This window comes from Citrobacter sp. Cpo091, from assembly GCF_030332645.1.
Classification (GTDB): Bacteria; Pseudomonadota; Gammaproteobacteria; order Enterobacterales; family Enterobacteriaceae; genus Citrobacter; species Citrobacter portucalensis.
In genome coordinates, this window is sequence record NZ_JAOWHL010000039.1 from 29004 (window position 1) to 46442 (window position 17439).

Below are 17439 nucleotides of genomic sequence, written 5' to 3' on the forward strand. Positions count from 1 at the left end.
GTTTTTCTCTTCAACCGAACCGGCTGTTTGTGTGAAGTGATTCACATCCGCCGTGTCGATGGAGGCGCATTATAGGGAGTCGACTCAGGAAGACAAGCGGAAAAATGCATTTTTGTTTCAACCGCTCACCTTTTATCCACAACGCTTACTTTTGCTGCTTTTTTATCGCCATTGGCAGGTCTGCCAGACTATTTATGACCAAATCTGCCGCATTTTCTGCTTCCGGCGTGACGGGTTTGCCTGTGCGCACCAATACCTTCGTGCCAACATTCGCAGCTGCCGCCGCCTGCATATCTTCAATTTTGTCGCCTACCATATAAGAAGCGGCCATATCGATGTGCAAGAAGTCTCGGGCGGAGATAAACATGCCAGGATGCGGTTTACGGCAGTCGCAGACCTGACGATACTCTTCTACAGTACCCTGCGGGTGATGCGGGCAGTAGTAGATACCATCCAGCTCAACGTCGCGATCGGCCAGCGACCAGTCCATCCATTCGGTCAACGTTTCAAACTGCGCCTCAGTAAATTTACCGCGCGCGATACCAGACTGGTTCGTCACGATAATAAGCGCGTAACCCATTTTCTTAAGTTCACGCATGGCATCAATAACGCCGTCGATAAACTCAAACTCGTCGATCTCATGTACATAACCGTGGTCCACATTAATGGTACCGTCACGGTCGAGAAAAATTGCGGGTACAGACTTTGCCACCTTTTATAGCTCCTGAATAAGGCATGTGACTCTAGTATCGCATGTTTCAGCGGGCAAGAAAGTGCTCATCGTGCAAAGCCCGATTGATTTAGACGTCTGGATGCCTTAACATCCATCTTGTTGACGGCTTCGACCGTACCTGACAGACGAAAATGCCACGGCTAACTTAATTACGATAATAAATAACCAATGATTAAACTTTCGAATATCACCAAAGTGTTCCAGCAGGGGACTCGCACCATTCAGGCGCTAAATAATGTCAGCCTGCATGTTCCTGCCGGGCAGATTTATGGCGTTATTGGCGCCTCCGGTGCCGGTAAAAGTACGCTCATCCGCTGCGTTAACCTACTCGAACGCCCTACCGAAGGCAGTGTTCAGGTTGGCGGTCAGGAGCTGACCACGCTTTCTGAGTCGGAGCTGACTAAAGCTCGCCGTCAAATCGGCATGATTTTTCAGCACTTTAACCTGCTCTCTTCCCGTACGGTGTTCGGTAACGTCGCACTACCGCTGGAACTGGATAACACGCCAAAAGAAGAGATCAAACGCCGCGTAACAGAACTGTTGGATTTGGTTGGTCTTGGAGACAAGCACGATAGCTACCCGGCCAACCTTTCCGGTGGACAAAAACAGCGTGTGGCGATCGCCCGTGCGCTGGCAAGTAATCCCAAAGTGTTGCTGTGCGATGAAGCCACCAGCGCACTCGATCCGGCAACGACACGCTCGATTCTGGAATTATTGAAAGATATTAATCGTCGTCTGGGACTCACCATTCTGCTGATTACTCACGAGATGGACGTTGTAAAACGTATTTGTGACTGCGTGGCGGTCATCAGTAATGGTGAACTGATTGAGCAAGACACCGTTAGTGAAGTGTTCTCACACCCGAAAACGCCGCTGGCACAGAAATTTATCCAGTCCACGCTGCACCTGGATATTCCGGAAGATTATCTGGAACGTTTAAAAGCGGAGCCGGAAGCCGACAGCGTGCCGATGCTGCGTATGGAATTCACCGGTCATTCGGTCGATGCACCGCTACTTTCTGAGACGGCCCGTCGCTTTAATGTGAATAACAACATTATTAGCGCGCAGATGGATTACGCCGGCGGTGTAAAGTTCGGCATCATGCTGACTGAAATGCACGGCACACAGGAAGATACACAAGCAGCCATTAGCTGGTTGCAGGAACACCATGTAAAAGTAGAGGTACTGGGTTATGTCTGAGCCGATGATGTGGCTGCTGGTTCGCGGCGTATGGGAAACGCTGGCAATGACCTTTGTGTCCGGTTTTTTTGGCTTTGTGATTGGTCTGCCGGTCGGCGTGTTGCTGTATGTAACGCGTCCGGGGCAAATTATTGAGAACGCGAAGCTCTACCGTACGCTCTCTGCGCTGGTGAACATTTTCCGTTCCATCCCGTTCATCATCTTACTGGTGTGGATGATTCCGTTCACCCGCATGATCGTAGGCACCTCTATCGGACTGCAGGCAGCTATCGTTCCGCTGACTGTCGGTGCCGCGCCGTTTATCGCCCGTATGGTGGAAAACGCGCTGCTCGAAATCCCGACCGGGCTGATAGAAGCCTCTCGTGCGATGGGCGCCACACCGCTGCAAATTGTACGTAAGGTATTACTGCCAGAAGCGCTGCCAGGACTGGTCAATGCGGCCACCATCACCCTTATCACGCTGGTTGGTTACTCCGCGATGGGCGGTGCCGTCGGTGCCGGTGGTCTTGGACAGATTGGCTATCAGTACGGCTATATTGGTTACAACGCTACCGTAATGAATACAGTACTGGTATTGCTCGTCGTTCTGGTTTATTTAATTCAGTTATCCGGCGATCGCATCGTCCGGGCTGTCACGCACAAATAACGTTGCACACAACACTAAAAACTCATTAAGAAAAGGAAATAAGCATGGCGTTCAAATTCAAAACCTTTGCGGCAGTTGGAGCCCTGATCGGTTCTCTGGCACTTGTGGGTTGCGGTCAGGATGAAAAAGATCCTAATCACATCAAAGTGGGCGTTATTGTTGGCGCAGAGCAGCAGGTTGCAGAAGTCGCGCAGAAAGTGGCAAAAGAAAAATACGGTCTGGACGTTGAGCTGGTCACGTTTAACGATTACGTTCTGCCTAACGAAGCGCTGAGCAAAGGCGATATCGATGCTAACGCCTTCCAGCACAAACCATACCTGGACCAGCAGATCAAAGATCGTGGTTACAAGCTGGTTGCTGTAGGCAATACTTTTGTTTACCCGATTGCGGGCTACTCCAAAAAAATCAAATCGCTGGATGAGCTGCAGGACGGTTCCCAGGTCGCGATTCCAAACGACCCGACTAACCTTGGCCGTTCCTTGCTGCTGCTGCAAAAAGTGGGCTTAATCAAACTGAAAGACGGTGTTGGCCTGCTGCCAACCGCGCTGGACGTGATTGAAAACCCGAAAAACCTGAAGCTGGTTGAACTGGAAGCACCGCAGCTGCCGCGTTCCCTGGACGATGCACAAATCGCACTGGCGGTCATCAACACCACCTACGCCAGCCAGATCGGCCTGACTCCGGCAAAAGACGGTATCTTTGTTGAAGATAAAGATTCCCCGTACGTAAACCTGATTGTAACTCGTGAAGACAATAAAGATGCTGAGAACGTGAAGAAATTCGTTGAAGCATACCAGTCTGACGAAGTGTACGAAGCAGCAAACAAAGTCTTCAACGGCGGTGCTGTTAAGGGCTGGTAATTTTAGGCTGTTTACAGAATCTGTAATATCATCAGGACGGGCGCTTGCCCGTCTTGTCATTTATGCAAGCACCTGATTCAATATCTGACGTTTAGATCATTCATTGAGGAAATATTATGCGTGCTTTACCGATCTGTTTAGTAGCACTCTTGCTGAGCGGCTGTTCTATGTTAAGCAGATCCCCTGTTGAACCCGTTCAAAGCACCGCAACCCCGCCGAAAGCGGAGCCGGAAAAACCGAAAGCACCGCGCGCTACGCCGGTAAGAATCATTACTAACGCTGAAGATTTAGTAGGCAAACCGTTCCGCGATCTTGGCGAAGTTAGCGGTGAATCCTGCCAGGCTTCAAACCAGGATTCCCCTCCGAGCATTCCAACCGCACGCAAACGCATGCAGATTAACGCATCAAAAATGAAAGCTAATGCGGTATTGCTGCACAGTTGCGAAGTGACCAGCGGAACGCCGGGTTGCTATCGTCAGGCGGTTTGCATCGGTTCTGCACTGAACATTTCGGCGAAATGAGCCATTTTCAGTTCGAGCAAATAGGCGTTATCCGCTCACCTTATAAAGAAAAGTTCGCCGTTCCACGCCAGCCCGGTCTGGTGAAAAGCGCCAGCGGTGAACTGCATTTGCTCGCACCTTATAACCAGGCCGATGCCGTTCGCGGCCTGGAAGCCTTCAGTCATTTGTGGGTGATTTTTGTTTTTCACCAGACAATGGAAGGTGGATGGCGTCCGACCGTGCGCCCTCCCCGCCTTGGCGGCAACGCCAGAATGGGTGTCTTTGCCACGCGTTCAACGTTTCGTCCTAACCCTGTTGGCATGTCGTTGGTCGAGCTACGGGGCATCCGCTGCCATAAAGAGCACGTGATCCTCGAACTCGGTGGGCTGGATCTTGTTGATGGCACGCCAGTCGTAGATATAAAACCGTATCTGCCGTTTGCCGAATCGTTACCCGATGCTCGCGCCAGCTATGCTCAGGATGCCCCCAAGGCCAGCGTAGACGTGACGTTCAGTGAAGATCTCGCGGAGCAGCTACCGAAGCTCGAACAACGTTACCCGCATCTTCGTCAGTTTATTGCCGAAGTGCTGGCGCAGGATCCGCGTCCTGCCTACCGTAAAAACGAGGAAGAAGGCAAAACCTACGCCGTCTGGCTGCTGGACTTTAACGTCCGCTGGCGCGTCACGCCGTCAGGATTTGAGGTCTTTGCTCTGGAAGCCCGCTAATTTGCGTCGCGTACTCTTTTGACATCCCTTTCTCGCTGGTAAACTAAACCACTTTTGTTTTGTGCCAGGCTCGTTTTGAGCCTGTTCGATCGTTCAACTGGAACCGTAACAACATGCGTACTAGCCAATATCTGCTCTCCACTCTGAAGGAGACACCTGCCGACGCCGAAGTCATCAGCCACCAGCTGATGCTGCGCGCCGGGATGATCCGCAAGCTGGCCTCCGGGTTATATACCTGGCTGCCGACCGGCGTGCGCGTCCTGAAAAAAGTCGAAAACATCGTGCGTGAAGAGATGAACAACGCCGGTGCGATCGAGGTGTTGATGCCGGTCGTTCAGCCTTCTGAACTGTGGGAAGAGAGCGGCCGTTGGGAACAATACGGCCCGGAACTGCTGCGTATTGCTGACCGTGGCGATCGTTCGTTCGTCCTCGGCCCAACGCATGAAGAAGTGATCACCGACCTGATCCGTAACGAGCTGAGCTCTTACAAACAGCTGCCGCTGAACTTCTATCAGATCCAGACCAAATTCCGTGACGAAGTCCGTCCGCGCTTCGGCGTGATGCGCTCCCGCGAATTCCTGATGAAAGATGCATACTCTTTCCACACCTCTCAGGAATCCCTGCAGGAAACCTACGACGCGATGTACGCTGCGTATAGCAAAATCTTCAGCCGTATGGGGCTGGATTTCCGTGCAGTACAAGCGGATACCGGTTCTATCGGCGGCAGCGCCTCTCACGAATTCCAGGTGCTGGCGCAGAGCGGCGAAGACGATGTGATCTTCTCCGACTCCTCTGACTATGCGGCGAACATCGAATTTGCCGAAGCCGTTGCGCCGAAAGAGCCGCGCGCGGCAGCAACCCAGGAAATGACGCTGGTAGATACGCCGAACGCTAAAACCATCGCCGAACTGGTTGAGCAGTTCAACCTGCCTATCGAAAAAACCGTGAAAACCCTGCTGGTGAAAGCGGTTGAAGGCAGCAGCTACCCGCTGGTCGCCCTGCTGGTTCGTGGCGATCACGAGCTGAACGAAGTCAAAGCGGAAAAACTGCCGCAGGTTGCCAGCCCGCTGACCTTTGCCACCGAAGAAGAAATTCGTGCGCTGGTAAAAGCAGGTCCTGGCTCGCTCGGTCCGGTGAATATGCCAATTCCGGTGGTTATCGACCGTACCGTTGCAGTAATGAGCGATTTCGCTGCCGGTGCCAACATCGACGGTAAACACTATTTCGGTATCAACTGGGATCGCGACGTGGCCACCCCGGAAGTTGCTGACATCCGTAACGTGGTCGCCGGCGACCCTAGCCCGGACGGCAAAGGTACGCTGATGATCAAACGCGGTATCGAAGTCGGCCACATCTTCCAGTTGGGTACCAAGTACTCTGAAGCGATGAAAGCCGCTGTTCAGGGCGAAGATGGCCGTAACCAGACGCTGACTATGGGCTGCTACGGTATCGGGGTCACTCGCGTAGTCGCTGCTGCTATTGAACAGAACTTTGACGATCGTGGCATCGTATGGCCAGATGCCATTGCCCCGTTCCAGGTCGCCATTCTGCCGATGAACATGCACAAATCCTACCGTGTGCAAGAGTTGGCTGAAAAGCTGTATGCTGAGCTGCGCGCGCAGGGTATCGAAGTGCTGATGGACGATCGTAAAGAGCGTCCGGGCGTGATGTTTGCCGATATGGAACTGATCGGTATCCCACACACCATCGTGCTGGGCGACCGTAACCTCGACAACGACGATATCGAATACAAATACCGTCGTAACGGCGAGAAAGAGCTGATTAAAACCGGCGACATCGTCGACTTCCTGGTCAAAGCCATTAAAGGCTAATACCAACAAAAAGGCCCTGATTATCAGGGCCTTTTTTCTATCGATTAATTACACGCTTTACCAGGGATAAATTTCGCGTCTTTATCCGCCATCAACGTTTTCACTTTCTCACCTGTATCCGGGTTTGACTCCAGCGTGAAATGCGCCTCAAGCGTCAGCAGTACGGACTGTCCGTTTTCCGCACGAGCGGCTAAATAGTCGCGTTCAAGCTGAGCGTTATTCGCCACCGGCATCCGTTTACCCGTTGCGCAGTCGGTAAAGATTGCCGCGTCAGCCATGTAGAAATACATGCCTCGCATCGGCATTGGCGTCACCGGTAAGCTGGCGGAAACCGGCTGGAGCGTGTAGTTAAACTGTGACTCAATCGGGTTACCTTCACGATCGAGCATTTCCAGCGCCTCGCCTTTAGCCCGGTAGTACGACTTTTCACCTTTGCTGTCGGTCAGCACCAGTTTGTCGGCTGTACGCGCCCATGTGCCATAAGAGGCAAATGAAGACGGTTCATCCCGCACGCCCTGATAGCGTTCGTTCATCACCCATGTACCGTCTTTTTCCAGAAACAGAGAGGTTTCAATCCCTTCGCAGTCCGCGCAAGGTAAGATGCCACGCCAGCTTTGCTGCATCGGTTTTAATTCTGCCGCCCGCGTCGGCTGTAGTACTTCAACTTCAGTACGATTATTACAGCCGATCAAGGAAAAAAGCGTGCATGCAGCGACCACGGACAATATTGCTGTTTTCACTATCAATTCCTTATTAATTTTTATTCCCGCTCGTCAGTCTTGCGTTCGACGAACTCTCCCGCGCAGTGCTTTCACTGTGGATTTTTGCGCCTTCGATGACAACCTGCGCTCTTTCGAGGCGCGCGTAGGGCGAGTTGCCTGTCGGCTTTTTTGCACCGCGGTTAATTCTTTTATCACCGCCACCAGTCGGGAGATTGCCGCTTCCCGATTGAGCTCCTGGCTACGGTATTCCTGCGCCTTAATGATAATAATGCCATCGCCGCTAATCAGATGATGGCTGGCGGCCAGCAGGCGTTCCTTGTAATACTCTGGCAGGCTCGAGGCCCGAATGTCAAAGCGCAAATGGATAGCCGTCGAGGTCTTGTTAACGTGCTGACCACCCGCGCCTTGTGCCCGAATCGCCGTGATTTCCAGCTCATTATCAGGGATAGAGACGTTTCGGGAGAGAACAATCATGAACGCGGCTGCCACGCGGTCAGATGAATTTCCAGATTGTTCTGAGAATCGGACAGCCAAATAGCGCCGTCCTGAATAGTCGCCTGCAGCGCCATTGTACGACCAGCAAAATCACTCAGTTGCGCCAGCTGTTCATCATCCAGATACCACACGGTGAGATTTTTAAACTGCACACATTTGTTCTGGTTTTGCTGCCACCAGATCTGAGCCGCACGGCTGTTGTAGGCAAACAGAGCAACCTCACCAGACTGGGTACAGGCTTTCTTGATACGGCGCTCATCCGGCAGACCCAGCTCAATCCAAAGATCGATGCCCAGATGGTCGTTACGCAGCCATGCTTCAGGCTCGTCTTCCGCGCTCAGGCCACGCGTGAACTGCAGCCGTTCATCGGCATATTTAATCCAGGCCAGCAGGCGCAGCATCATGCGCTCCTGGGTTTCAGAGGGGTGACGCGCCAGCGTCAAGGCCGCGTCAAGAAACTGGTTGCGGTCAAGATCCGCTACGTTGACGACGGCTTTATAAATTGTCGCTTTAAGCGCCATGGGAGAACTCCTTTCGAATCAGGCGCACATTGTAGCGAAAACTGCGGCAAAAGGCTGCTAACTGCTCATCTATCAAGGCGCTGATATTGCTTGAATGAGTATGGTATAGTCACCTTGCTAAACAGAGTTTATCTTCGTAGGCTTAGACTTGCATCCACGGTTAAGTCAGAGTGCTGACAGGAGGGCATGTGGAAAAATATTGTGAGTTAATACGCAAGCGGTACGCGGAAATCGCCAGCGGAGACTTAGGGTATATCCCGGATGCGCTGGGTTGCGTATTGAAGGTGCTTAATGAAGTGGCGGCAGACAGCGCCCTTCCAGAGTCGGTCAGGGAAAAAGCGGCCTATGCTGCCGCGAACTTACTGGTGAGCGATTATGTCAATGAATGAAACGTATCAACCCATCAACTGCGATGATTACGACAATCTTGAACTCGCCTGCCAGCACCATTTGTTACTGACGCTGGCGTTAAAAGATGGCGAAGTTTTGCAGGCGAAAGCGAACGACCTGGTTTCACGCAAAAACGTGGAGTATCTGGTCGCAGATGTCGCAGGTGAAACCCGGGAGCTTCGCCTCGACAAAATTGCCAGCTTCAGCCACCCGCAGATCGGTACCGTGGTGGTCAGCGAATCCTGATTATTTTGGTGCCGGATGACGGTGCAAAGCACCTTATCCGGCCTACTTTCCACGCCAAACCAGACTCACGCCTTCTTCATCATCCGCCGCTCCCTCACGCGTCACGAAAACACCCGCAGCCGCAATCAACGTTTCGCCGTAAAACAGCAGCGGTGTGGTATCTCGTCGCCAGGGCGGGATCCCCTGCTCCTGCCAGATTTTCTTTAATTTCCGTCCACCGTTACGCCCGACAATATGCAATAACCCTGGTGCTTTGAAACGAATGCTGACAGCTTCATCCGCTTGCGGCATGCGCAATTCACCCGCAGAAATTAACTGAACCGAACCCAATCCGGCAGGCAGCGCCAACGGTGTTTTCCACTCTAACCATGGGATAACGGTTTCGCTTTGCCCATCGACTGACTTCACCCACCACAGCTGTGACTGATAACGACGGACCTCGTACTCCCCGAGGCGAAAACAGGGTGAGGCATCTTCCCGCGCCAGCGCCACTTCCTGCCAGATACGTTCCAGTCCATCACGAGAAGGCATCGGCGCATTTAACCCCGCCAGCCAGCGACGAAGCAGCGCGGCACGACGCACGTCGCTCATCATCATTAACGGTACCAGTAGCAGTGTGCCGTGGGCTGTGATGCAATCGGCTAAATCGCTGGCCAGCAGTTCATCCAGTAAACTCTCCTGCTCAGCACACAGCGCGGCGCTGCGGGCTACGGCTTGCGCGAAGTGCGGCCAGCGCTGTTGCAGCAATGGGGTAACGCGCAATCTGAGGAAATTGCGATCGTAGGTATCATCCTGATTGCTTTCATCTTCAATCCAGCATAATTCATGCTGCCGCGCCCATGCTTCAAGCGCCTCACGCGTTTGCGCCAGCAGCGGTCGAATCAGCTGAGTTCCGGCGAACGGTGAACATTCCCCCATGGCGGAAAGTCCGGCAGGGCCGCTGCCGCGCTTAAGCGCCAGCAGAAAGGTTTCACACTGGTCATCGAGATGCTGGGCGGTCATTAGCACCTCGCCCGGTAGTAAGGTCTGCGCAAATGCCTGATAGCGCGCGCGTCGTGCCTGAGCTTCGATGCCCAGACCATCATCCTCAAGGTGTACCCGCTCAACCACTAGCGGCACCTGCCACTGCATACATACTGACTCACAGTGCTGCACCCAACTGTCTGCATGTGGGCTTAATCCGTGATGAATATGGATTGCGCGTAAAGCGACCTCAGGATGCTGCGCTCGCCACTGCACCAGCTGATGCAGGAGTACGGTTGAGTCCAGCCCGCCGCTAAAGGCGACCAAAATCGATTGAGAATTCAGCAGTGAAGTGTTCAGCGTGAGTGTCGTCATGATGGTTACTTACAATGGCATTGCCCGGCACGTTACCGGGCTAATGCCACAATGACAAGCCTTACAGCTCGTACAGTTCGAGGGGCAATCCGTCCGGATCGTTGAAAAACGTAAAGCGTTTACCGGTAAATGGATCGATACGTATGGATTCACACTTCACGTGGTGTGCTTCCAGATGCGCGATCGACTTTTCCACATCCTCCACGCTGAACGCCAGATGACGCAAACCGCAGGCTTCCGGTCGGCTCGGACGGCAAGGTGGAAACGGGAAAGAAAAAAGCTCAATCACATACTGGCCGTTCAATGCCAGATCGCCTTTCCACGAGTCTCTCTCTTCCCGATAGGCTTCGCTCATCAGTGTAAAGCCAAGCACATCGCAGTAAAATGCCTTACTCGCCGCGTAGTCCGTCGCAATAATGGCAATATGGTGAACCTGTTTTAATCCCAGCATAGCGTCATCGCCTCTTTCATTTTTCTGTCAGCACGTTACTCGTACGTCTTAGGGTCAGGCAAGTCGTTATGCCATTTTTAAGACTCTCACGCGATACACGCCATCCTCGCCCAGTTTAGCGCCATGGATATCGGTTTCAAATCCCGGGTAGCGCTGCCCCACTGAACACAGCATCAGAAGAAAATCGAGGACAGCCCGGCTTTTGGCAGTGATCATTTCCCCGGGCATCAAGAGCGGCACGCCTGGAGGATAAGGCAGGATCATATTGGCGGACACGCGTCCTACCAGTTGATCAAGCGCCACGGTTTCCACCTCACCTTTGATCTGCCGCTGCCAGGCCTGGTGCGGTGTCATTTTCATTTCCGGCAAGGTATCAAATGCCCGCAGCATCAGTCCGGAGAGATCGTGCTGGCGGATAAGCTTATGGATCCCCTGCGCCAGATCCTGAATACGCATATTGCGATAGAAATCGGGATCTTCAGCATACAGATCCGGCAGCATATTTTTCACGCGTAAATTCAGATCGTACGAGCGCTTAAATTCCGTCAGGCCACGTAGCAGCCCCATCGCCCGGGTCTTATCTATGCCAATACTGAACAGGAACAACAGGTTATACGGTCCCGTTTTTTCGACGACGACGCCGCGTTCATCAAGGAATTTCGCCACCAGCGCCGCGGGGATCCCCTCTTCGCTCATATTTCCCTGTTCATCCATTCCCGGCGTCAGAATCGTGACCTTCACCGGGTCGAGGAACATGTGGTCGGCATCAGCATCAACAAATCCGTGCCAGTCTTCACCTGGCGCTACCGGCCAACATTCTGCTTCATCGACCTTTTCAGGCTGCCAGATATCAAAGAACCAGCCATCCGACTCTTCGCGCAGACGCTGCACTTCTTTACGGAAATGCAGCGCCCGTTCCACCGAACGATTGATTAACCGCTTGCCGGAATTGCCACGCAGCATTGCCGCCGCCGTTTCTATCGACGCCACAATCGGATAGCTCGGAGACGTGGAGGTGTGCATCATAAAGGCTTCGTTGAACGTGTCTTCATCATAGTCACCCTTAATGTGGATCAGCGAAGCCTGTGACAACGCCGCCAGCATCTTGTGGGTGGACTGGGTTTCAAATATCACCTTTCCCGGTACCCGTTCGCCGCTCATCCCGCTTTTCCCCTGATAGATCGGATGAAAATGGGTATACGGCACCCAGGCTGAATCAAAATGGATGGAGGACACATCCAGGGTTTGCTTGATCCAGTTGGTGTTATAAAGCAGCCCGTCATAGGTGGAGTTGGTGATCACCGCGTGTACCGGCCATTGCGCCTGAGTCGTCTCTTCTACCTTGCGTTCAATACTTGCACGGGTAAATTCCCGACGGGGTATACCGCCGAGGATCCCCAACGCGTTACGCGTAGGCTTCAGCCAGATTGGCACCACATCGCTCATCATCAGCAAATGCGCCAGCGACTTATGGCAGTTGCGGTCAATCAGTAACGTACTGCCTGCAGGCGCAGCATACATGCCGACAATCTTGTTCGACGTCGAGGTGCCGTTGGTCACCATATAGCTCTGTTCGGCACCAAAAGTACGCGCGATGTACTCCTCCGCTTCGAGGTGCGGACCGGTATGATCAAGCAATGAACCCAGTTCGGTTACGGAAATGGACACGTCGGCTTTCAGCGTATTGCCGCCAAAGAAATCATAGAACAGGCAGCCGACCGGGCTTTTCTGGTACGCCGTCCCCGCCATGTGCCCGGGCGTACAGAAGGTATACTTTCCTTCCTTCACATAGGTAAACAGCGCCTTGGTGAACGGAGGCGTGATGTTATCGAGGTATTCGCTGGTGTACTGGCGAATGCGGGTGGCAATGTCTTCAGACTGACCCAGCGCATACTCAAAAAACCACAGCGCCATGCGCAGGTCGTGCGCACTGACATCCATCGTCGAATGGGTATTAATAAAGGCGTAGAGCGGGAGATACTCGTTGAGCTGGTTGATGTCACTGCACAGCTCCAGGCTATATTCATCCCAGTCAAAAATGACGCCGCAAATTCGCGGGTTGTGTTCGATAAACTTCAGCAGGTCAACGCTATTCTGCGGCCAGATAATCTGAAATCCCTGCTGTTGCAGCGCACGTTCAAGTTCCTTGATGGGCTCATCTTTATAAAAGACGCCATGCGGTCCCATGATGGCAATGATATTCATGCGTTCCTCCTGGAAAAACCTTAGTTAATCATAGCCTGGCCAAACCACAGGTAAAAAAAAGGGCCACAACGTTGTGGCCCTTTTCAGAATTAATGCAGTTTACGCGTAACCGTAGCTCATCAGACGCTGGTAACGACGGTTTTTCAGATCGTCTTTGCTTAACACGTCGAGATCGGCGAGATCGGCCAGCAGCTGTGCTTTCAGGGACGCAGCCATCACTTCCGGATTGCGGTGTGCGCCGCCTAACGGTTCCGGAATGATAGAGTCGATAAGCTTCAGCTCTTTCAGACGCGGGGCAACAATTCCCATCGCTTCTGCGGCCAGCGGTGCTTTGTCGGCGCTTTTCCACAGAATTGAAGCACAACCTTCCGGGGAGATAACGGAATAGGTGCTGTATTGCAGCATATTCACTTTATCGCCTACACCGATCGCCAGCGCGCCACCGGAACCACCTTCACCGATAACGGTGCAGATTACCGGTACGCTCAGACGCGACATTTCACGCAGGTTGCGCGCGATCGCTTCTGACTGACCACGCTCTTCCGCGCCCACGCCCGGGTAAGCCCCTGGGGTGTCGATGAAGGTAATGATCGGCATGTTGAAACGCTCGGCCATTTCCATCAGACGCAGCGCTTTGCGATAGCCTTCCGGCGCTGGCATGCCGAAATTACGGCGAATCTTTTCTTTGGTCTCACGGCCTTTCTGATGACCAATGATCATCACCGGACGGCCATCCAGACGCGCGATACCGCCGACAATAGCTTTATCATCCGCATAGGCACGATCGCCCGCCAGCTCATCAAATTCATCAAACGCCAGGCGGACATAATCCAGGGTGTACGGACGCTGTGGATGGCGCGCCAGTTGGGCTACCTGCCATGCGCCAAGATCGGCGAAGATTTTACGCGTCAGTTCTACGCTTTTTTCACGCAGACGATGCACTTCTTCATCGATGTTAATATCCAGTTTCTCATCCTGACGGCTAACCGCAGTCAAAGAATCGATTTTTGCTTCCAGCTCTGCAATCGGCTGTTCAAAATCAAGGAAATTCAGACTCATAGTATTCCTGTATTAGTCAAACTCCAGTTCCACCTGCTCCGAACCAATAAGGCCACGGAGATCGTTTAGCAAACGATCGCTCGGAGAGACACGCCACGTCGCGCCAAAACGCAACCGCGCACGTGCATCCGCCCTCTGATAGTAGAGATGTACTGGAATTGTCCCCGAGCGGTGGGGTTCCAGAGACTGACGGAGTCGGTTTAAAAGCTGGTCATCAATTTGCCTGTCCGTCAGCGAGATAGCAAGCCCGCGAGCATATTTTTCCCGGGCTTCGTCAATATCCATGACTTCACGGGCCATCATTTTAAGCCCGCCGCTGAAGTCATCAAAGCTGACCTGTCCGCTGACGATAAGTATGCGGTCTTTTTCCAGCAATTGCTGGTATTTATCCAGAGCATCGGTAAACAACATAACTTCCAGACGTCCGGAACGGTCATCCAGTGTACAGATGCCGATACGATTGCCGCGCTTGGTGACCATTACCCGCGCAGCAATGACGAGCCCCGCAGCCGTGGTGACTTTACCACGTTCTGTCGGATGCATGTCTTTCAGCCTGTAGCCTCCGACATAGCGCTCAATTTCTTTTAAATACTGGTTGATGGGGTGCCCCGTCAGGTAAAGCCCCAACGTTTCACGCTCACCATCTAATACCACCTGCTCCGGCCACGGTTGGCAACTGGCATAGGATTGTTCAATTTGCTCCGGTTCTTCCGCCAGCACGCCAAACATATCGGCCTGACCGATAGCTTCGGCTTTTGCATGCTGATCGGCGGCTTTTAGCGCATCGTTGAGCGAATTCATCAACGCCGCCCGATGCGGGCCAAGGCGATCAAACGCCCCGGACATAATTAGCTTTTCCAACACCCGGCGGTTAAGTTTTTTGATATCCGTGCGCGCGCAGAGATCAAACAGCTCACGGAAGTAACCGCCTTCGTTACGCGCCTCAATAATAGCTTCAATTGGTCCTTCACCCACGCCTTTTATCGCGCCGATGCCATAAACAATCTCGCCATCATCATTCACGTGAAAATGGTAAAGCCCGGAGTTGATATCCGGCGGCAGGATTTTGAGTCCCATACGCCAGCATTCATCTACCAGCCCGACCACTTTTTCAGTGTTATCCATATCGGCGGTCATTACCGCCGCCATAAACTCAGCAGGATAATGCGCCTTCAGCCACAGCGTCTGGTAAGAGACCAGCGCATAGGCTGCGGAGTGCGATTTGTTAAATCCGTAACCGGCGAATTTCTCCACCAGGTCAAAGATTTTCATCGCCAGTTCGCCGTCTACGCCGCGCTTTTTCGCCCCTTCTTCAAAGGTGCCGCGCTGCTTAGCCATCTCTTCCGGCTTTTTCTTACCCATCGCACGACGCAGCATATCCGCGCCGCCAAGGGTGTACCCGGACAACTCCTGGGCAATCTGCATAACCTGTTCCTGATACAGGATAATGCCGTAGGTCGGCTCCAGTACCGGTTTCAGACACTCATGCTGCCATTGTACGTCCGGGTAGGAAATCTCTTCGCGACCATGCTTACGGTCGATAAAGTTATCTACCATCCCCGACTGTAGCGGACCTGGGCGGAACAGAGCCACCAGTGCGATCATGTCTTCGAAGCAGTCAGGCTGCAGACGTTTGATCAGGTCTTTCATACCGCGGGATTCAAGCTGGAAGACCGCCGTGGTCTCCGAGCGTTGCAGCATATCGAAGCTTTTCTTGTCATCCAGCGGGATAGCCGCAATATCCAGCGGTGGCTCACCGTTCTTTTCACGGCGCGCGTTGATCATTTCCAGCGCCCAGTTGATGATGGTGAGCGTACGCAGGCCGAGGAAGTCGAACTTCACAAGACCGGCATATTCCACGTCGTTCTTATCAAACTGAGTAACCGGGTGCAGCCCCTGCTCATCGCAGTACAGAGGCGCAAAATCAGTAATTTTTGTCGGTGCGATAACCACACCACCGGCGTGCTTACCAGCGTTACGCGTGACGCCTTCCAGCTTACGCGCCATATCGATCAGCGCTTTAACCTCTTCATCTGCCTCATAGATTTCTGGCAGTTGGGGTTCGGCTTCAAAGGCTTTTGCCAGCGTCATGCCCGGGTCGGGCGGCACCAGTTTCGAAATACGGTCAACGAAACCGTACGGATGCCCCAGCACGCGGCCCACGTCGCGGATAACCGCTTTTGCAGCCATCGTACCAAAGGTAATAATCTGCGAAACCGCATCACGACCGTACATTTCCGCCACGTGCTCGATAACCTGGTCGCGTTTCTCCATACAGAAGTCAACGTCGAAGTCGGGCATTGAGACACGTTCCGGGTTAAGGAAACGTTCGAACAGCAGGTCAAACTCCAGCGGGTCGAGATCGGTAATTTTCAGCGCATAGGCGACAAGTGAGCCAGCGCCGGAACCACGTCCCGGGCCTACCGGTACGCCGTTATCTTTCGACCACTGGATAAATTCCATAACGATCAGGAAGTAGCCAGGGAATCCCATCTGGTTGATAACTTTAAGTTCAACTTCCAGACGTTCATCGTAAGGCGGGCGCTTTTGCGCACGAACTTCAGGGTCAGGGAACAAAAATTCGAGACGTTCTTCCAGCCCTTCGCGTGATTTCGCCACGAGGAAATCCTCGGTGGTCATATCGCCGGTCGGGAACTGCGGCAGGAAGTATTCGCCCAGACGCACCGTCACGTTGCAGCGTTTGGCTATCTCGACGGTGTTTTGCAGTGCTTCCGGAATATCGGAGAACAGCTCGCACATCTCATCTTCGCTGCGCATGTACTGCTGCGGCGAATAGTTACGCGGGCGTTTCGGGTCATCAAGGGTGAACCCGTCGTGGATCGCTACGCGGATTTCATGCGCATCGAAATCTCCGGTTTCCAGGAAGCGGACATCGTTAGTCGCCACCACCGGTAGACCACGCGTTTCGGCTAGCGCTACAGCTGCGTGCAGATAATTTTCTTCATCTTGCCTGCCGGTGCGAATCAGTTCGAGGAAATAGCAATTGGGAAAATGTTCTTCGTAAAACGCCACGCACTCGTCAACCAGTGCGCTATTGCCGCGCAGCAGGCTGCGTCCGACATCGCCCATGCGACCGCCGGAGAGCAAAATCAAACCTTCTTTTAGCTCAACCAACCAGTCCCGGTCGATAACCGGTCCTTCTGCGCCATAGCCGCGCTGATAGGCTTTCGAAATCAACAACGTCAGGTTCTGATAGCCGGTATTATTTGCGGCCAGCACGGTGAGCTGCGTGAGTTCATCACCCAACAGCTCACTGCGGACATGAAAATCTGCGCCAACTATCGGCTTGATACCCGCGCCGTGGCCCGCTCCGTAAAACTTCACCAGACCACACAGGTTGGTAAAATCGGTGATCGCCAGCGCAGGCATGCCTAACGCGGCCGCCTTTTTCACCAGCGGCCCGGTTTTCGCCAGCCCATCGATCATGGAGTAGTCGCTGTGCACCCGTAGGTGGACGAAACGTGGTTCAGACATCTTCAGATTCCTTCGACACAA

The 17439-nt window shown here is 53.2% G+C and carries 17 protein-coding genes; 8 read left to right on the forward strand and 9 right to left on the reverse strand.

The genetic code is table 11. The annotated features are described in order from the left end of the window. Positions 1-145: 145 nt before the first annotated feature. Positions 146-712 carry a D-glycero-beta-D-manno-heptose 1,7-bisphosphate 7-phosphatase gene (gene gmhB, locus OGY04_RS16600; RefSeq protein WP_003829138.1) on the reverse strand — a complete coding sequence of 189 codons (567 nt, stop codon included), beginning with the start codon at positions 710-712 and terminating at the stop codon, positions 146-148. Between the two features lie 189 nt (positions 713-901). Between gmhB and metN the strand changes: the two genes are divergently transcribed. The 6 genes from metN (at position 902) to proS (ending at position 6496) form a co-directional block, all read left to right on the forward strand. After that, complete coding sequence (gene metN / locus OGY04_RS16605; RefSeq protein WP_003829140.1) at positions 902-1933, forward strand: methionine ABC transporter ATP-binding protein MetN; 1032 nt, start codon at positions 902-904, stop codon at positions 1931-1933. Then, complete coding sequence (locus tag OGY04_RS16610) at positions 1926-2579, forward strand: methionine ABC transporter permease MetI (RefSeq protein ID WP_003018471.1); 654 nt, start codon at positions 1926-1928, stop codon at positions 2577-2579. Before metN ends, OGY04_RS16610 begins: the two co-directional genes overlap by 8 nt. A 44-nt stretch (positions 2580-2623) precedes the next feature. Beyond that, on the forward strand, positions 2624-3439 hold the full coding sequence (metQ, locus tag OGY04_RS16615; RefSeq protein ID WP_003829145.1) for a methionine ABC transporter substrate-binding lipoprotein MetQ: 816 nt from the start codon (positions 2624-2626) through the stop codon (positions 3437-3439). 116 nt (positions 3440-3555) lie between these two features. Next, positions 3556-3960, forward strand: a complete 405-nt coding sequence (gene rcsF, locus OGY04_RS16620) for an envelope stress sensor lipoprotein RcsF (RefSeq protein ID WP_003018477.1) — start codon at positions 3556-3558, stop codon at positions 3958-3960. After that, the gene (tsaA, locus tag OGY04_RS16625) at positions 3957-4664 is read left to right on the forward strand and encodes a tRNA (N6-threonylcarbamoyladenosine(37)-N6)-methyltransferase TrmO (RefSeq protein WP_275383505.1); all 708 of its coding nucleotides are present in this window, start codon (positions 3957-3959) and stop codon (positions 4662-4664) included. Before rcsF ends, tsaA begins: the two co-directional genes overlap by 4 nt. A 113-nt stretch (positions 4665-4777) precedes the next feature. Further along, positions 4778-6496, forward strand: coding sequence for a proline--tRNA ligase (gene proS, locus OGY04_RS16630; RefSeq protein ID WP_003829149.1), 1719 nt, complete (start codon positions 4778-4780; stop codon positions 6494-6496). 44 nt (positions 6497-6540) lie between these two features. Here proS and nlpE read toward each other — a convergent pair whose 3' ends face one another. The 3 genes from nlpE to OGY04_RS16645 are packed head-to-tail and all read right to left on the reverse strand — an operon-like array spanning position 6541 to position 8234. Continuing rightward, entirely contained in the window at positions 6541-7239 is a 699-nt protein-coding gene (gene nlpE, locus OGY04_RS16635; RefSeq protein WP_085951559.1) for an envelope stress response activation lipoprotein NlpE, read from the reverse strand. 30 nt (positions 7240-7269) lie between these two features. Continuing rightward, positions 7270-7692: an alternative ribosome rescue aminoacyl-tRNA hydrolase ArfB gene (gene arfB, locus OGY04_RS16640; protein ID WP_032942412.1), complete on the reverse strand. Its 423-nt coding sequence runs from the start codon at positions 7690-7692 to the stop codon at positions 7270-7272. Then, the gene (locus OGY04_RS16645) at positions 7689-8234 is read right to left on the reverse strand and encodes a YaeQ family protein (protein ID WP_071446635.1); all 546 of its coding nucleotides are present in this window, start codon (positions 8232-8234) and stop codon (positions 7689-7691) included. Before OGY04_RS16645 ends, arfB begins: the two co-directional genes overlap by 4 nt. Positions 8235-8422: 188 nt before the next feature. Here OGY04_RS16645 and OGY04_RS16650 point away from each other — a divergent pair, with 188 nt between their 5' ends. Together OGY04_RS16650 and rof are read left to right on the forward strand one after the other, a co-directional pair. Continuing rightward, positions 8423-8623: a YaeP family protein gene (locus OGY04_RS16650; RefSeq protein WP_003018499.1), complete on the forward strand. Its 201-nt coding sequence runs from the start codon at positions 8423-8425 to the stop codon at positions 8621-8623. Continuing rightward, on the forward strand, positions 8610-8870 hold the full coding sequence (gene rof / locus OGY04_RS16655) for a Rho-binding antiterminator (protein WP_003018503.1): 261 nt from the start codon (positions 8610-8612) through the stop codon (positions 8868-8870). The genes OGY04_RS16650 and rof overlap by 14 nt, the downstream gene beginning before the upstream one ends. Before the next feature lie 42 nt (positions 8871-8912). Here rof and tilS read toward each other — a convergent pair whose 3' ends face one another. The 5 genes from tilS to dnaE form a co-directional block, all read right to left on the reverse strand. Further along, complete coding sequence (gene tilS, locus OGY04_RS16660) at positions 8913-10208, reverse strand: tRNA lysidine(34) synthetase TilS (RefSeq protein WP_032942411.1); 1296 nt, start codon at positions 10206-10208, stop codon at positions 8913-8915. A 61-nt stretch (positions 10209-10269) separates the two neighbouring features. Further along, positions 10270-10659 carry a VOC family protein gene (locus OGY04_RS16665; RefSeq protein ID WP_003829160.1) on the reverse strand — a complete coding sequence of 130 codons (390 nt, stop codon included), beginning with the start codon at positions 10657-10659 and terminating at the stop codon, positions 10270-10272. Positions 10660-10725: 66 nt separating this feature from the next. Then, complete coding sequence (ldcC, locus tag OGY04_RS16670) at positions 10726-12864, reverse strand: lysine decarboxylase LdcC (protein ID WP_048236098.1); 2139 nt, start codon at positions 12862-12864, stop codon at positions 10726-10728. A gap of 99 nt (positions 12865-12963) precedes the next feature. After that, positions 12964-13923, reverse strand: coding sequence for an acetyl-CoA carboxylase carboxyl transferase subunit alpha (gene accA, locus OGY04_RS16675; RefSeq protein WP_003829164.1), 960 nt, complete (start codon positions 13921-13923; stop codon positions 12964-12966). A 12-nt stretch (positions 13924-13935) separates the two neighbouring features. Next, positions 13936-17418 (reverse strand): DNA polymerase III subunit alpha, encoded by a 3483-nt coding sequence (gene dnaE / locus OGY04_RS16680; RefSeq protein WP_008786271.1) that lies wholly within the window; start codon positions 17416-17418, stop codon positions 13936-13938. Positions 17419-17439: the final 21 nt, after the last annotated feature.

Bases quoted from the DNA above. Each gene is read 5' to 3' on its own strand.
- metQ (WP_003829145.1), top strand. From the start codon at position 2,624: ATGGCGTTCAAATTCAAAACCTTTGCGGCAGTTGGAGCCCTGATCGGT.
- accA (WP_003829164.1), bottom strand. From the start codon at position 13,923: ATGAGTCTGAATTTCCTTGATTTTGAACAGCCGATTGCAGAGCTGGAA.
- ldcC (WP_048236098.1), bottom strand. From the start codon at position 12,864: ATGAATATCATTGCCATCATGGGACCGCATGGCGTCTTTTATAAAGAT.
- rcsF (WP_003018477.1), top strand. From the start codon at position 3,556: ATGCGTGCTTTACCGATCTGTTTAGTAGCACTCTTGCTGAGCGGCTGT.
- OGY04_RS16665 (WP_003829160.1), bottom strand. From the start codon at position 10,659: ATGCTGGGATTAAAACAGGTTCACCATATTGCCATTATTGCGACGGAC.
- dnaE (WP_008786271.1), bottom strand. From the start codon at position 17,418: ATGTCTGAACCACGTTTCGTCCACCTACGGGTGCACAGCGACTACTCC.
- proS (WP_003829149.1), top strand. From the start codon at position 4,778: ATGCGTACTAGCCAATATCTGCTCTCCACTCTGAAGGAGACACCTGCC.
- tsaA (WP_275383505.1), top strand. From the start codon at position 3,957: ATGAGCCATTTTCAGTTCGAGCAAATAGGCGTTATCCGCTCACCTTAT.
- rof (WP_003018503.1), top strand. From the start codon at position 8,610: ATGTCAATGAATGAAACGTATCAACCCATCAACTGCGATGATTACGAC.
- OGY04_RS16610 (WP_003018471.1), top strand. From the start codon at position 1,926: ATGTCTGAGCCGATGATGTGGCTGCTGGTTCGCGGCGTATGGGAAACG.
- metN (WP_003829140.1), top strand. From the start codon at position 902: ATGATTAAACTTTCGAATATCACCAAAGTGTTCCAGCAGGGGACTCGC.
- arfB (WP_032942412.1), bottom strand. From the start codon at position 7,692: ATGATTGTTCTCTCCCGAAACGTCTCTATCCCTGATAATGAGCTGGAA.
- OGY04_RS16645 (WP_071446635.1), bottom strand. From the start codon at position 8,234: ATGGCGCTTAAAGCGACAATTTATAAAGCCGTCGTCAACGTAGCGGAT.
- tilS (WP_032942411.1), bottom strand. From the start codon at position 10,208: ATGACGACACTCACGCTGAACACTTCACTGCTGAATTCTCAATCGATT.